Raw genomic sequence first — 15,445 nt, forward strand, 5'->3', positions numbered from 1 at the left:
CTTCTCCTACCTTTTACACACAATGTTTTTTCCTCCTTTATTAAATGGAATGTTACTTTACATTTTACCACACTATTCCATACAAAAAACCGTTCTATTTAAGAACGGCTGTCAAACAAATTCCTTACTTCCGAAATAAAATAAAGCGATCCGGTCACGACGAGCACTTCGTCTTCTTTAGCTGACGACCGAAATTCTTCAATCCACCCTTTCCAATCCTCTTGCCATTGATGAGTCTTTAAGAATGGCTCAAATTCTTCTTTCCCCGCGGCCCGCGGAAAGTCAAAACTTGTAAATACAATTCTTTCTGCCGCTTCTTCAAGCATGACCACCATGCCATCCAGCTGCTTGTCTTTCATGCCGGCAAATAAGGCGGTAATTTCTTTGCCGGGGAAGCGTTCACTTAGTGAGGCAACGAGAGCCTTCATGCCTTCTGGATTATGCGCACCATCTAATAGAACAACAGGCTGCTCAGATACTCGCTCCATTCTTCCCGGCCAATTTGCCGTTTGAAGCCCAGAACGGATCTGTTCTTCATCTATTTGAAAAGCATAAAAAGCACGCAAATATAAAAGCGCCATTACTGCAATCGCCGCGTTTTCTGTTTGATGCAGCCCATTCAAACCGGTATGCAGGTCTTTCATATCTGCAAACACAGATTGGAAATGAAAGTCTTCACCTTGAGGCAGTGATTCCTGCCAGTCGGCTGTGAATTGTTTTCCGAGCTGATAGACAGATGATCTTACTTCTCGCGTCCGCTCGGTGATCACTTTTCGAGCGGCTTTCTGTTTAACACCTGTAATGACCGGCACGCCATTTTTAATAATGCCGGCTTTTTCAAAAGCAATGTCTTCAATCGTATCTCCTAAAAATTGCATGTGATCCATACCGATCGTCGTAATGATAGACAGAAGCGGGTGGATCACATTCGTGGAATCGAACCGGCCGCCGAGACCAACTTCAAATAAAACAACGTCTACTGGATGGATGTAAGCAAAATAGTACATCGCCATCGCGGTAATGATTTCAAATTCACTCGGTCCGCCGAGTTCCGTTTTTTCTAGCTCTTCTGCCAGCGGACGGATGATTTCAACGAGTTCGATCATCGCTTCATTGCTGATTGGTTCGCCATTTACACTGATTCGCTCGTTAAATTGCTCAATGTACGGCGAAGTAAACGTGCCTGTTTCATAACCGGCTTCTCGTAACATGGAACGCATATAGGCGACAGTAGAGCCTTTGCCGTTCGTTCCTCCAATATGCACAGCCCGCAGACGACGCTCCGGGTGATTCATTTTCTCCATGAGCCATTCCATCCGTTTAAGTCCCGGCTTAATGCCAAGCGGAAGCCGGCCATGAATCCAGGCCAGTGCTTGTTCATATGTATGGTTCATCTGTTTCTCCTCCTGATCACTTCTATTTTAAAAATGCGGGCCAAGTGTGACACTTTGGTGATTTCTTAACCGGTTCACAGCATTTACGAGCCAGTTTCACAAGTTTACTGACCACTTTCTTCTCTTTATCCGCCATCCCGCTTTGAAAAAGACGAATCCACTCTCAGTGAATTCGTCTAATCAATAGAGTTACCCTTGCATTTCTTTCATGCGCGCTTCAACAGAGGCGCGTTTTTCTAAATAATCTTGTTCTTTCGCACGTTCTTCATCAACGACTTTTTGCGGAGCTTTGCTGATGAATCGCTCGTTGCCAAGTTTTTTCTGAACGCGTTCCACTTCACTGTTCCATTTATCCCATTCTTTTTGCAGACGGGTAATTTCTTCTTCGATGTTGATTAAGCCTTCAAGCGGCAAGAATAATTCTGCACCAGTGACAACAGCTGTCATCGCTTTATCAGGAGCCGCTGCATCGATGGATAGAATCAGTTCTTCTGGATTACAGAAGCGTTCAATGTATGCACGGTTGCGTTCCAATGTGTTCAGTACCGTTTCATCTTTCGCTTTCACGATCAATTTAATTTTTTTGCTGAGCGGTGTGTTTACTTCAGCGCGGATATTACGCACAGAACGAATGATATCAACGAGCAGCTTCATGTCAGCCGCTGCTTGTTGATCAGACAACGCTGCATCTGCTTCCGGCCATTTAGATGTGACAATCGTCTCCCCACTGTGCGGCAGGTTCTGCCATATTTCCTCGGTAATAAACGGCATGAATGGATGTAAAAGACGCATCGTGTTGTCTAATACATAAGCAAGAATCGAACGTGTCGTTTTCTTCGCTGCTTCGTCCTCACCGTACAGCGGAAGTTTAGACATTTCAATGTACCAATCACAGAAGTCATCCCAAATGAAGTTATAGAGCACACGGCCTACTTCACCGAACTCATAGCGGTCAGCAAGCTTCGTTACGTTGGTGATCGTGTCATTTAATCGTGTTAAAATCCATTTGTCGGCAACGGATTTCTCACCGTTCAAATCAATTTCTTCATATTTCAATCCATCCATATTCATTAACGCAAAACGGGAAGCGTTCCAAATCTTATTGGCAAAATTCCAGACAGACTCCACTTTTTCCACTGAGAAGCGAAGATCTTGTCCCGGCGAGCTGCCCGTTGATAGGAAGTAGCGCAAAGAATCTGCTCCGTACTGATCAATGACTTCCATCGGGTCTACACCGTTTCCTAATGACTTACTCATCTTCCGGCCTTCTGCGTCGCGGACAAGTCCATGAATGAGGACATCTTTAAATGGACGCTCGCCTGTGAATTCCAGACCTTGGAAAATCATACGGGACACCCAGAAGAAAATAATATCATAACCAGTCACGAGCGCAGCTGTCGGATAATAACGTTTAAAGTCAGCGGCTGCTTCATCCGGCCAGCCCATCGTTGAAAACGGCCATAGGGCAGAACTGAACCACGTATCAAGTACATCTGTATCTTGTTCCCAGTTCTCCGCATCTGTTGGCTCTTCATGTCCGACGTATACTTCTCCTGTTTCTTTATGGTACCAAGCTGGAATACGATGCCCCCACCAAAGCTGGCGGGAAATACACCAGTCACGAATATTCTCCATCCAATGAAGATAAGTTTTTTCAAAGCGGTCCGGTACGAAGTTGACTTTGTCTTCCTTCGCTTGCAGCTTAATCGCTTCATCGGCAAGCGGCTGCATTTTGACGAACCATTGAGTCGATAAGTACGGTTCTACGACTGCACCGCTGCGCTCTGAATGGCCGACGGAATGCATATGATCTTCGATTTCGAACAGTACGCCTGCTTCTTGCAAATCCTTCACAATTTGCTTACGGCATTCAAAACGATCCATTCCGCTATATTTGCCGGCGCGGTCATTCATCGTACCGTCTTCATTCATTACGAGGATACGTTCTAGATTATGACGATTACCAATTTCAAAGTCATTCGGATCATGAGCTGGTGTAATTTTCACCGCACCAGAACCGAACTCCATATCCACATAGTCATCGCCGACAATTGGAATTTCCCGGCCGACAATTGGCAGAATGACTGTTTTTCCAATTAAATGCTTATAACGCTCATCTTCTGGATGAACAGCAACAGCTGTATCACCAAGCATCGTTTCTGGACGGGTCGTTGCCACTTCAATATGGCCGCTGCCGTCAGCAAGTGGATATTTCATATGGTAAAAAGCGCCTTGTACGTCTTTGTAAATGACTTCAATATCAGACAGCGCCGTTTTCGTTGCCGGATCCCAGTTAATGATATATTCGCCTCGATAAATCAGTTCCTTGTTGTAAAGCGTAACGAATACTTCACGAACGGCTTTCGATAAGCCTTCATCCAACGTAAAGCGTTCGCGGCTGTAATCAAGGCCCAGACCCATCTTCGCCCATTGCTGACGAATAAATCCTGCATATTCTTCTTTCCATTTCCATGCTTCTTCTAAAAATTTCTCCCGGCCAAGATCATAGCGTGTCTTGCCTTCTTCACGCAGCTTTTGTTCTACTTTCGCCTGTGTAGCAATCCCGGCATGGTCCATGCCCGGCAGCCAAAGAACGTCATACCCTTGCATCCGCTTCATCCGCGTTAAAATATCTTGCAAAGTCGTATCCCACGCATGACCGAGGTGAAGTTTTCCTGTTACGTTTGGCGGCGGAATAACGATCGTATACGGCGGCTTCGTTTCATCATCTTTCGCTTCGAAATATTTTCCTTGTACCCACCAGTCATATCGGCCTTGCTCAATGGCTTGTGGATCATATTTTGTCGGCATCGACAATTCGTTGTTTTCCATCAATATTTCCTCCTTATTTGCACAAAAAAACTCCTGTCGCCAAAAGGACGAAGGAGTTGTTCGCGGTACCACCTTTTTTCATGAATGACTGCAGCTAAGCAGAGCCATTCAGCTCTCAATCCATTAACGGCTGGCAACCGGCTTCTACTACTAAGAAATTCGCAGAAGCAGCTCGCGGGCGACATTCCAAAGGAGCTTTGCGGAAAGCTTTTCAGCCGTGAGCTTTCCTCTCTTTAAGCAAACACTATCTTCGTACTCTTCCCGGTCAGTGCTTTTCTATATCACTCATATATTATCGAAAAAAGGGCGCAATCGTCAATCTTTCTTCCCGTTATTTTTTATAAAACCTTTCGACTGCAGAAAGTCAAACATATACGCCCTGCGCGGCTCTGATAAAAAGGAAGCCATTCCGCTCGTCCAGGCTGCATCTTTTTTATTGGCTGTACGGCTGGCATAGTATGCCCCCATTTGTTCATCATACTCCGGCAGCAAATGATCATACTTTTCTTCATCATACGAATCTTCATGCAAAATGGCTTCCAGCGGCAGGCGCGGCTTCACTTCATTCGATTCTGCCGGCACACCGACTGTTAAACCGAACAGCGGAATTACATAGTCCGGCAAATGAAGCAGCTCGCTGATCGCTTGCGGATTGTTGCGCACGCCGCCGATATAACAAATGCCGTACCCTTTTGATTCAGCAGCAATAACAAAATTTTGGGCAAACAGCGCAGTGTCAATGACAGCAACGAGCAGACTATCCGCCCCGCTTCCTTCAAAGGGCTTCCCATGAAGTGTGACTGCTTTTTCCAGCCGTTTCAAGTCGGCACAGAAAATGAGCGGCAGGGCAGCAGATTCAAATTGCTGTTTGTTCTTTGATAATTCTCCGAGTTTCACTTGCTTCTCGCGATCTTTCACACGTATAACAGAATATGCCTGCACAAAATGAGAGCTTGCAGCATGCTGGGCAGCTTCGAGCAGCTCAAAGAACGTTTCATCAGAAATCGGCTCCTCTTTGTATTTTCGAACAGACACATGCGACTTCAACAAATCCAACATCATTACCATCCTCCCCTTTTCTCCTCATAAACAAACATATGTATTAGCGATCTTCTCTTTTTCAACGTAAATCAATGTCCATCATCTGTCAATTTTCTTGCCTTCCCCTGCTAAAAATCACCTCTTGTTCTCTGCTACATATAATAAAAAAGAACGCTTAACGATATCAAGCAACAGGCAGGTGTCATTATGAGAAGAAGATACAATCCTTATTCTTTGCCTCCGTGGCTGCGGACAGTCCGGCGTGTCTGCTGTCAGCTGGCTATCCCCTTTTGCATTTTCCAAGGTATACGCACCATTTTCATTCCAACACCATTGGACGTGATCGTTTTGGCTATTTTTGTTCTCATTGCCGTTGCTCTTCATCTCGAGTGGATTTGAAATAGACACGAATTTCTGCTCACTTTTAGATCACAAGACGAGCCTCTCTGAAAAGTTTATACACCCTTTTAGAGAGGCTCGTCTTCTACTTGTTAGGATTGTTCATCATAGGTGAATGAAAACTTCTTCTTCCTAACGAGCGATATATTTATCAAATGTAACGATATACATATTGGGGACATTTTTTCATAGAAGGCTCTACTTTGTTGATTGGTGCGGAAATCAACAGGAACATTTAACACAGCCCCATGGAATAAACATCGTCAAATAGGAAATCCCCTTTACTCGCTGCTCTCTTCTTTCAGGCTAGTGACAAAATACTCAATGTTTTTCATTTGCCAATAATTCTTCTGAAGCTTCTTCGTATAGTGACATTCATTCTGTTTTTTTTGTCCCGAAAAATAATCAGCAATCGTTTCGTAAATGGCTCCTGGATAAGCCATATAGCTTTGAAATAATAATTTTTCCCCTTTTTTAAGTGGAAAAAACTCTGTGTAATACGTAAACAACTCACCCGCGGCGGCAGACCCCTCCGGAAAAGCATCCAAGGCGCGGGCAAAGTAGGGAACCAAATCATGTATAGGTGTCCCCCTCCTAGATTGTTCTAAATTAATAAAATAGCCGCCCCCGTTCCGGTCAACAAGAAAATGAGCAGGGTCAAGCTGTCCATGTACTTGAACCGTTCTTTCTTTTTTTTCGTCCTCAGTCGCTTCTTTCCACTCTTTCAGTTTTTCTTTCGCGTAAGAAAAAGCCTGAAGAATCTCTGTATAGTACAGGCAAAAAAGCAGCTGAAACGGCGACATATACGTTTCCTTTTCCGAAAGCTCTAAAAATATCTCCAGATGATCTTCCTGCATTTTCCAAATATTCTCTATTCGCTCATACTGTTCTACACGTTCATTTTTCGATACCGGCACATCGACCGCAGAGACTAAATGAAGTCTGGCCGCTTCTCGAAACATCTTTCTCTCCACTTCTTGCATCACTTGGCTGCCGTTTTCCACCCATGGCATTAAATAATAAATATAGGAGCCTTGAAGAATTCCATACCTGCCGTCTAAAGCTGGATAGACGGGAACAAATCGATGATAGCCCGCCTGATAAAACTTTTGCATATTGAATAAAAAATCCATCCCTCTTGCAGCAGGAATTCTTTTTAAAGCAAAGGTTCCTTTATCTGTAGATATTTTTTGTACACGGCCCATTGTCTCTATATGCTTAGGTTTTATTCCGTAACTGTTCCAAATCGCTGAATAGGGCTGTTCCACTGTCTTCACCCGCTTTATAAAAAATAAGGCTGTCCCAATTTCAATCGGGAACAGCCAGACCGTTAACGAGAAGGCGGTATATAAAGCACTTGACCTTCTTCAATGCTTTGATTCGTTTCTAATTTATTCTCCCGAACTAAGTCGGTCACTGGCAGTTCATAGCGCTCTGCTATCTTTTGCAATGTATCATCTTTTTGAACAAAACATATTTTCCAGGTGACCATCTCTTCTGGTTCTTTTCTAGCAAAGAAGTCCGTCAATGTCATAGATTCTGTCTTTTTTAGTCCAAATGCTTTTTTCTTCTTTTGTTCTTTTACTTCAGGTTCCTGAGATGGCGATTCGGTCACGTCAGGAGATTCATTCGCTTCTATCGATTCTACAGACGGAGACTCAGCCGCGTTAGGAGATTCATTTGCCTCTATTGGCTCCACAGATGGAGACTCAGTCACATTAGGAGATTCATTTGTTTCTGTTGATGGCGCTCCTTGGCTGCCTTTATCTGAACGGACCCCTGAAGATTCTGTCACCTGTTTTTCTTTTCTCTTCTCTATCGCTTGAACGAGCTGGCTTTCTACCTCTTTTTCCGATGTATCAGGCTGCCTTTTTACTTCCACTGAGAAATCCGCTTCTTCTTCTAATATCTCTTCCTCACTTACATCTAACTTTAATATTGAAAATTCCGCCTCTACTTTTTCAGCCGGATCATTTTCTTCTTTCTTTACTTTTTCACTCGCCTCCACCTTAGTATCTGGCGCTCTTTTCGCTTCTGCTTTTTCCTCTGCTACACCAGAGATCGATAAATCTACGACTAATTTCAAATTGGACTTTTCAGGGAATTCGTAGTCGAATGAATCAATGTAAATCTCCACATCTTCCATTTTAGAAATTCGGGATTTGGGTATGGTTATATCAATAGGAAAATGGTGGAAAAATTCACATTCACCGTCTCCACGCTCTAATACTTGCTGTACATATTTATAAGTATGTGTATTTGACTGCTGCTCTTCTCTTTGTTCTGCTGGGGCATATTCTCCCGAAAGCTCTAAAAAACCATGCATTCTAACAAATTCTACATCTTCTTCTGTTTGAATTTGTGGATCAAGAGAAATAGAATATAATTCTCCTACTTCCTTTCCAGCTGTAAACTGTACGGTTTCTTCTAATGAAAATCGTAAATACGATAGATCTTGAGACGTCACTTTATTTCCTCCTTTCAAGTCACCAGTCCTGCTTCATTCATTGGAATGACCGCATTCTATCTACATTCATCTTCTCCTACAATTTATTTGTATGACACCTAAGCAAAGATTATGAACAATTGCCTCTTTCATGTTGATTAGGTCGTTTTTTCGGCACAAAAAAACCCGCCATTCATCGCAAAGGCGGGTTTTATCTTATTTTATTTTTTGGCTATGTTAGACTCCTCTGTTGATTTCCGCTGCAGGTACTTCTCTTTCCACTATAATCAACAATGATCATTAACATCCCTTATTTTTTTAAACGGCTGAATGCTTTTTCAGCAGCTGCAATCGTATGTTCAATATCTTCAGCTGTATGAGCACTAGATAAGAACAATCCTTCAAACTGCGATGGCGGCAGGAATACACCTTCATTCGCCATTTCTCGGTAGTAATCAGCAAACCATTCAAGATCAGAGGTTTTTGCCTTTTCATAGTTCGTTACACGCTCGTTCGTAAAGAATAGGCCGATCATGGAGCCAGCGCGGTTAAATGTAATTGGAATGTTGTATTTTTCCGCTGCTCTAGTCAGTCCTTCTTCTAGACGATCTGCTTTACGTCCAAATTCTTCATACGTTTCCGGTGTCAGCTGGCGAAGGGTTTCTAGACCTGCTGTCATTGCCATAGGGTTTCCTGACAGCGTACCTGCTTGATAAACAGGGCCGCTTGGGGCTACTTGATTCATGATATCTGCTCGGCCGCCGTAAGCACCGACCGGGAGGCCGCCGCCAATTACTTTCCCTAGACACGTCAGATCAGGTGTGATTCCAAAGTAGCCTTGCGCACAATGATAACCGACACGGAAACCTGTCATCACTTCATCAAAAATGAGAAGAGCTCCATTTTCCTTTGTTACTTCACGCAGCCCTTCCAGGAAACCTGGTTCTGGAGGAACGACTCCCATATTGCCAGCAACAGGTTCAACAATGACACAGGCAATATCATCGCCGAATTGTTCAAACGCATATTTTACCCCTTCAAGGTCGTTATAAGGAACGGTAATCGTATTTTTCGCCACTCCTTCAGGTACACCTGGGCTGTCTGGAAGTCCTAATGTTGCCACACCAGAGCCTGCTTTAATCAACAGGGAGTCGCCATGGCCATGATAGCAGCCTTCAAACTTTAAAATTTTGCTGCGGCCTGTAAATCCGCGGGCAAGGCGAAGAGCACTCATCGTTGCTTCAGTTCCAGAAGAAACCATCCGAACGACTTCAATAGATGGAACACGTTCGATCACAAGCTTCGCCAGCTCATTCTCTACCAATGTAGAAGCTCCAAAACTCGTTCCAGTTTCTGCTGTCTTTTTTAACGCTTCGACTACCTGGTCATTCGCATGTCCTAAAATAAGCGGACCCCATGATAATACATAGTCAATGTATTCATTGCCGTCAATGTCATAAATTTTAGAGCCTTTTCCCCGCTCCATAAAGATGGGATCAATATTCACAGATTTAAAAGCACGTACCGGACTGTTCACACCGCCTGGCATTAATTTAACTGCTTCTTGAAATGCTTGTTTTGATTTTTCATAAGAACGCATGAAAGAAACCTCCCCTTATTCGCTCAGCCACCGGGCTGCATCTTTTGCAAAATATGTAATAATTAAATCGGCTCCCGCTCGTTTGATGCTCGTTAATTTCTCCATCACTACTGCTTTTTCATCAATCCATCCATTTAATGCTGCCGCTTTGACAATCGAATACTCACCGCTGACGTTATAAGCAACAACTGGGGCATTGAATTCATTTCGTACATCACGAATAATATCCAAATACGACAAGGCTGGTTTTACAATTAAAAAGTCAGCGCCTTCTTCCATATCTGACTGGGCTTCACGAAGAGCTTCCAAGCGGTTTGCCGGGTCCATTTGATACGTTTTGCGGTCGCCGAACTGCGGAGCAGAATCTGCGGCATCACGAAACGGACCGTAAAAAGCAGATGCATATTTAACTGCGTAGGACATAATCGGCACATCGGTAAAGCCCGCTTCATCTAACCCGTGGCGGATCGCCGCAACAAACCCATCCATCATGTTAGACGGAGCAATGATGTCAGCACCCGCTTCTGCTTGACTGACTGCTGTTTGAACAAGCAGGCTAAGGGACGGATCATTCAACACTTTATCCCCTTCAATGACACCGCAATGACCATGATCCGTATACTCACACAAACATGTATCCGCTACCACAATGATCTCTGGATAGTGTTGTTTAATGTAGCGTGTCGCCTCCTGGACGATCCCGTGATTATGATAGGCGCCTGTGCCTTCTGCATCTTTCTCAACTGGTACACCGAATAGAATAACTGACTTCAATCCGAGCGAAACGATCTCATCCATCTCTTCTTTTAGGCGGTCCATCGATAACTGGAACACACCAGGCATAGAAACGACTTCATTTTTAATATTTTCTCCTTCTACGATAAACAATGGATAAATAAAGTCTTCCTTATGAAGAAATGTTTCACGGACAAGCGCGCGCATATTCGCCGATTGACGCAAGCGGCGATGACGTTTAAATTGTAATTCCATTATTCCTCTTCCTTTCTGAAATAGCGGATAATAGCCTCTGCCAAAGATTCACTCGTATAGACGTCCGGGCAAATCGGTGTGTGAAAGCCAAAGTGATCCGCTTCTTTTTTAGTGACTGGTCCGATACAGGCGACAACCGTTTGTCCAATGGTGTGGCTGCCTGCTTCCTCTACTGCCTTCATAAAATGACGGACAGAAGAAGGACTCGTAAATGTGATCACATCTGTCTTTTCTGTTTGAAGTAAATCGACTAAATGCTTCTTTTCCTCTTCTGGAAAATAAGTTTCGTAGACGATCCATTCATCAGCGATCATCCCTTCTCTTCTAAGAGCTTCAGCAATCAGCGTTCTAGCAAGGTTCCCTTTTGGAATCAATACTTTTTTCGCCTCAAAGCTGCCTTCCTTAATTTCTTTGGCAAATTGGTCGGCAGAAAACTTTTTAGGGATATAGTCCGCTTGAAATCCGTACCCCTTGAGCACAGCGGCTGTTTCTGTTCCAATGGCGGCAAAGCGGGCCTTTATAGTTGTGCGAGCGGCTCCCATCTCTTCCAAACGCTTAAAGAAAAAGTCAACACCGTTTTTGCTCGTTAAAATAATCCAATCATATGTACACAATTGCTGCAGCCGATCCCTTTCCCGCCTATCGGCAAAAGAGCGAAAAGCAATCAAGGGAACGAAATGAACCATTCCCCCGGCTGCTTCTATTTTATCAATAAATGACCCTGCTTGTCCTCTCGGACGGGTGACCAATATGTGTTTGTCAACAAGCGGCCGCTCTGGTGTCATTCAGCATCGAGCTCCGCTTTCACCGACTCAATTAATTTTTTTGCTCCCCGTTCACTTAAGCGGGCAGCTGCCTCGATACCGACAGCTTTCGGATCGCTGCCTTTCACTGTTTCTTTATAAATCGTTTTTCCATCCGGTGAAGCGACAAGAGCAGTCAGCACTGTATTGTCCCCTTCACTAACAGCAAAGCCGGCAATCGGCACTTGACAGCCGCCTTCCATTTCATGTAAAAAAGAGCGTTCCGCTGTGACTGTTTTTGTCGTTTCTTTACTAGAAAAAGCCGAAAGCAGTTCTAATAGCTCTCTATCATCTTCCCGGCATTCAATCGCAAGTGCTCCCTGCCCTACTGCCGGCAAGCAAAGTTCGGGTTCAAGAAATTCCGTCACAATATCAGATGCCCAGCCCATGCGTGACAATCCTGCCGCCGCTAAAATAATCGCATCATATTCTTCTGTCTCAAGCTTAGCAAGCCGGGTATCTATATTTCCGCGAATCCACTTAATCTCAAGATCCGGACGAACAGCTAAAATTTGAGCGCTGCGGCGAAGACTGCTCGTACCCACAACGGCACTGGCCGGCATATCATGGAGCTTCACATGATTCTTTGAAATGAAAGCGTCACGATGATCTTCCCGCACCGGTATACAGCCGATCGTTAATCCTTTTGGAAGTTGGGCCGGCATATCTTTCATACTATGTACAGCCATATCAATCTCTTTATCGTACATCGCTTGTTCAATTTCCTTCACGAACAGGCCTTTTCCTCCTACTTTAGACAACATGACATCCAAAATCCGGTCGCCTTTTGTCACAATTTCTTTTACTTCAAAATCAAATTCAGGATTTAAATTCTTCAATTGCTCTATTACCCAATTTGTTTGCGTTAAAGCCAGTTTACTTCTGCGCGAACCGACAATAATTTTTCTCATAATACCCTCCCGCGTTACTTTAAGTGTACCAAAAGTGAAACGATGAAAATCGGCTCACTAGGAAAAAGTTAATCAAGATAATTAGAAAGGCAGCTGCGTTCAACAGCGCCAATGATTTGCCATACAGCCCCTTACGAACTTTCAAGTAAAGATAAGCACTATAAATCATCAACAAAATAAAGGATGTAATAATCTTTGCATCGTACCAGCTGACATCCGGCAGTTTAATAAATTTCCAGATCACACCGAGAATTAAACTTAACAACAGCATTGTCACGCCAACTGCATTTGATACGTACGACAGCTTTTCCAATTTGTCTAAATCACTGAGACGCCATAACCGTTGGCTCCATTTCTTCATTTTCAACAGCCGGTGCTGCAGCAAATAAAGCATAGAAAAAATGAAAGAAAGCGAGAATGCGGCATAGGACAAAATGGCCATTGTAATATGAATAAACAGCAATTCAGACACGAGCTGCTCTGCCATAGCCTCTGACTGCATCTGGACAGGAGCAAACGTATGTATGGCCATAATAGCAAAACCAATAATGTTCGTAAAAAACACAGTAAAGTCCATCCGCAGCAATCGGTTAATTATCAGTGAGAGTGTAATCAGAATCCATGCATAAAAATAAAGCCCTTCAAAAAGGGTGAGAACTGGAAAACGATTCGTTTTCAGCATATATAAAAACAAAAAAATTGTTTGAAGAACCCAAACAATCGATAACATCCAGAAGGCGATTTTATTCGCCTTCCGATTTTGGTTTAAAAAGTCGATAAAATAAAGCATCACGCTTAATGCATATAAAATTACCATCAGTTCGTGGAGCCTGGCCATTCCTTGTTCAAACATCAAGTAACCTCGCTTATCCCTGGAATAGCGGCTTTGTTTGAGCCGGCTGAATGTGTTGTGCCACTGTTCCTGCCTGCTGCTTTTGGACTTCTTCTTCGATGTTAAAAATTTTCGTAAACAGGGCTAATTTTTCAGCTGAATGTTTATCCCCAGCCAGTTCTTTCGCCTGTAAAATCGGGTCTTTTAACAGCTGATTAATAATGCTTTTCGTATGTTTGTTTAATACTTTGCGTTCACGTTCTGTTAATTCAGGCATTTTCCGTTCAATGCTGACCATCGTTTCTGCCTGGATCGAGAGCGCTTTTTGGCGAAGGGCGGAAATAACTGGAACAACGCCCAGCATATTGATCCACTCGTTAAAAGCAACAATTTCAGCTTCAATCATGAGTTCAATTTTCTCGGCAGCTTTTTGACGTTCCGCAAGATTTGCCTCTACAATTCCTTCTAAGTCATCAATGTCATATAGAAAAACACTTTCCAAGTCAGAGATGGCTGGATCAAGATCACGCGGCACGGCAATATCCACCATGAACAACGGTTTGCCTTTGCGCATCTTTTCTACTGCCGCCATTCTTTCTTTCGTAATAACGTAGTCGCTTGAGCCTGTCGAGCTAATTAAGATATCCGCTTCCACGAGGGCACATTGAAGCTCTGCCAATGTTTTCGCATCACCATCAAACTTCTCGGCGAGTGCTGCTGCTTTTTCAAACGTCCGGTTTACGACGGTTACCTTTGTAGCTCCGCTGCCGTGCAGGTTCTGAATAGCAAGTTCACCCATTTTCCCAGCGCCAACAACGAGCACATGCTTGCCGGAAAGACTGCCAAAAATCTTTTTAGCAAGTTCCACAGCTGCGTAGCTGACAGAGACTGCATTCGCACCGATCTCTGTTTCAGCATGTGCTTTTTTCGCAAGTGTAATCGCTTGTTTGAATAAATGGTTAAAAACGGTCCCAGTTGCCCCAATTTCCTGACTGCTCAAAAAGCTCGAGCGCACTTGTCCCAAAATTTGCGTTTCTCCAAGTACCATGGAATTTAATCCGCTTGTCACTTTTAACAGATGCTCAACCGCTGCTTCCTGTTCATGTATAAACAGAAAAGGCGTAAATTCTTCCTTTTCCATGCCAAACCATTTCCCTAAGAAATCTTTAATATAATAACGCCCTGTATGGAGCTGATCAACGACCGCATAAATTTCTGTCCGATTGCAAGTAGAAAGAATGACATTTTCTAAAATGCTTTTTTGATTCCGGAGTTCTGACATAGCCTTTTCTAAGTCAGTATCTTGAAAAGATAAACGTTCGCGTATCTCCACTGGGGCTGTTTTATAGTTCAATCCTACTACAATAATATGCACGTTTTGAGGCACCCCCGTAAAAATCTGTTACTCTTATTATAACACGGAACAAATTTTCCTTATTCACAAATTGTGAACATATGCTAACATTAAAAGCGTGAAATCTAAAAGTCATAAACCTATATAAGCCCACTAGTTAGCGTAACAAAATAGGAACGAAGATTCAAGTGGGGTAATAGAAGGCGGGGAAACTATCTCATGAAGCAGCAGCGTATTTTTCCAGGAGTTATCTTAATCGGATTCGGTTTATATTTTTTCCTTCAGCAGACCGCCGTTGCTTGGTTCCAGCCATTTTTAAGCTGGCCGACGCTTCTTCTCGTCATCGGTCTCGCTTTTTTGGCCGATACCTACAACAGCAAAGATGGAAGCGGCATTTTGCCCGGTGTCATTCTAACAGGCTTTGGAATTCATTTTCACGTTGTAAATCATTTTGACTTTTGGTCAAATGATACCGGTGTCTTTATCTTAATTATTTCACTCGGCTTTTTGCTGCAGTATCAAAAAACGAGAAATGGCTTGTTTCAAGGCTTATTATTTCTCATTCTTGCCATGATTACTCTTTTTTATGATAAGGTTATTGAATGGCTTGGTCTGCTTGAAAACCGTGCGCTTTCCCTCTGGCAGTTTTGGCCGGTTATATTAATTGCCATCGGCGGTTATTTGTTATTTGTAAAAAAGAAATAACATCAAGACTCGTCCGTTGATTTCCGTTCCAGGCGCTTCGCTTTCTGCGGGGTCTCACCTGTTCACTTTCCCCGCAGGAGCCTTCGTGCGCCTTCCCTACAATCACCCCGGTGAAAAGTAATCGTTTGAACTTTTTCA

13 protein-coding genes and 1 other annotated feature are annotated in these 15,445 nt (G+C 43.5%); of the genes, 2 read left to right on the forward strand and 11 right to left on the reverse strand.

The genetic code is table 11. The features are described 5' to 3' along the window. Window positions 1-98: 98 nt before the first annotated feature. From QYG89_RS02335 to nfsA, 3 genes are all read right to left on the reverse strand, one after another. Window positions 99-1,394, reverse strand: coding sequence for a bifunctional folylpolyglutamate synthase/dihydrofolate synthase (locus tag QYG89_RS02335; RefSeq protein WP_404314139.1), 1,296 nt, complete (start codon window positions 1,392-1,394; stop codon window positions 99-101). Between the two features lie 189 nt (window positions 1,395-1,583). After that, window positions 1,584-4,226 carry a valine--tRNA ligase gene (locus QYG89_RS02340; protein ID WP_404314141.1) on the reverse strand — a complete coding sequence of 881 codons (2,643 nt, stop codon included), beginning with the start codon at window positions 4,224-4,226 and terminating at the stop codon, window positions 1,584-1,586. Window positions 4,227-4,266: 40 nt separating this feature from the next. Next, window positions 4,267-4,504: a binding site (T-box leader), on the reverse strand. A 37-nt stretch (window positions 4,505-4,541) separates the two neighbouring features. After that, window positions 4,542-5,285, reverse strand: coding sequence for an oxygen-insensitive NADPH nitroreductase (gene nfsA / locus QYG89_RS02345; RefSeq protein ID WP_404314611.1), 744 nt, complete (start codon window positions 5,283-5,285; stop codon window positions 4,542-4,544). Window positions 5,286-5,474: 189 nt separating this feature from the next. Here nfsA and QYG89_RS02350 point away from each other — a divergent pair, with 189 nt between their 5' ends. Further along, complete coding sequence (locus tag QYG89_RS02350; RefSeq protein ID WP_404314143.1) at window positions 5,475-5,666, forward strand: hypothetical protein; 192 nt, start codon at window positions 5,475-5,477, stop codon at window positions 5,664-5,666. A 281-nt stretch (window positions 5,667-5,947) separates the two neighbouring features. Here the strand turns inward: QYG89_RS02350 and ysxE are convergent, their stop codons facing one another. The 8 genes from ysxE to hemA all read right to left on the reverse strand — a co-directional run bounded on the left by ysxE (window position 5,948) and on the right by hemA (window position 14,623). Then, on the reverse strand, window positions 5,948-6,934 hold the full coding sequence (ysxE, locus tag QYG89_RS02355; protein WP_404314145.1) for a spore coat protein YsxE: 987 nt from the start codon (window positions 6,932-6,934) through the stop codon (window positions 5,948-5,950). 62 nt (window positions 6,935-6,996) lie between these two features. Next, the gene (gene spoVID / locus QYG89_RS02360) at window positions 6,997-8,133 is read right to left on the reverse strand and encodes a stage VI sporulation protein D (RefSeq protein ID WP_404314147.1); all 1,137 of its coding nucleotides are present in this window, start codon (window positions 8,131-8,133) and stop codon (window positions 6,997-6,999) included. 289 nt (window positions 8,134-8,422) lie between these two features. Next, entirely contained in the window at window positions 8,423-9,712 is a 1,290-nt protein-coding gene (gene hemL / locus QYG89_RS02365; protein WP_404314149.1) for a glutamate-1-semialdehyde 2,1-aminomutase, read from the reverse strand. Between the two features lie 15 nt (window positions 9,713-9,727). Continuing rightward, window positions 9,728-10,705, reverse strand: a complete 978-nt coding sequence (gene hemB, locus QYG89_RS02370; RefSeq protein WP_404314613.1) for a porphobilinogen synthase — start codon at window positions 10,703-10,705, stop codon at window positions 9,728-9,730. Beyond that, window positions 10,702-11,487, reverse strand: coding sequence for a uroporphyrinogen-III synthase (locus tag QYG89_RS02375; RefSeq protein WP_404314151.1), 786 nt, complete (start codon window positions 11,485-11,487; stop codon window positions 10,702-10,704). Before QYG89_RS02375 ends, hemB begins: the two co-directional genes overlap by 4 nt. Continuing rightward, window positions 11,484-12,416 carry a hydroxymethylbilane synthase gene (gene hemC / locus QYG89_RS02380; RefSeq protein WP_404314153.1) on the reverse strand — a complete coding sequence of 311 codons (933 nt, stop codon included), beginning with the start codon at window positions 12,414-12,416 and terminating at the stop codon, window positions 11,484-11,486. The genes QYG89_RS02375 and hemC overlap by 4 nt, the downstream gene beginning before the upstream one ends. A gap of 19 nt (window positions 12,417-12,435) precedes the next feature. After that, entirely contained in the window at window positions 12,436-13,269 is an 834-nt protein-coding gene (locus QYG89_RS02385; protein WP_404314155.1) for a cytochrome C assembly family protein, read from the reverse strand. A 13-nt stretch (window positions 13,270-13,282) separates the two neighbouring features. Next, window positions 13,283-14,623 (reverse strand): glutamyl-tRNA reductase, encoded by a 1,341-nt coding sequence (hemA, locus tag QYG89_RS02390; RefSeq protein WP_404314157.1) that lies wholly within the window; start codon window positions 14,621-14,623, stop codon window positions 13,283-13,285. Between the two features lie 198 nt (window positions 14,624-14,821). Here hemA and QYG89_RS02395 point away from each other — a divergent pair, with 198 nt between their 5' ends. Further along, window positions 14,822-15,307 (forward strand): LiaI-LiaF-like domain-containing protein, encoded by a 486-nt coding sequence (locus tag QYG89_RS02395; RefSeq protein WP_404314159.1) that lies wholly within the window; start codon window positions 14,822-14,824, stop codon window positions 15,305-15,307. The last annotated feature ends 138 nt before the right edge of the window (window positions 15,308-15,445 follow it).

It is taken from the genome of Bacillus lumedeiriae (genome assembly GCF_044891285.1).
Lineage (GTDB): Bacteria > Bacillota > Bacilli > Bacillales > Domibacillaceae > Pseudobacillus > Pseudobacillus lumedeiriae.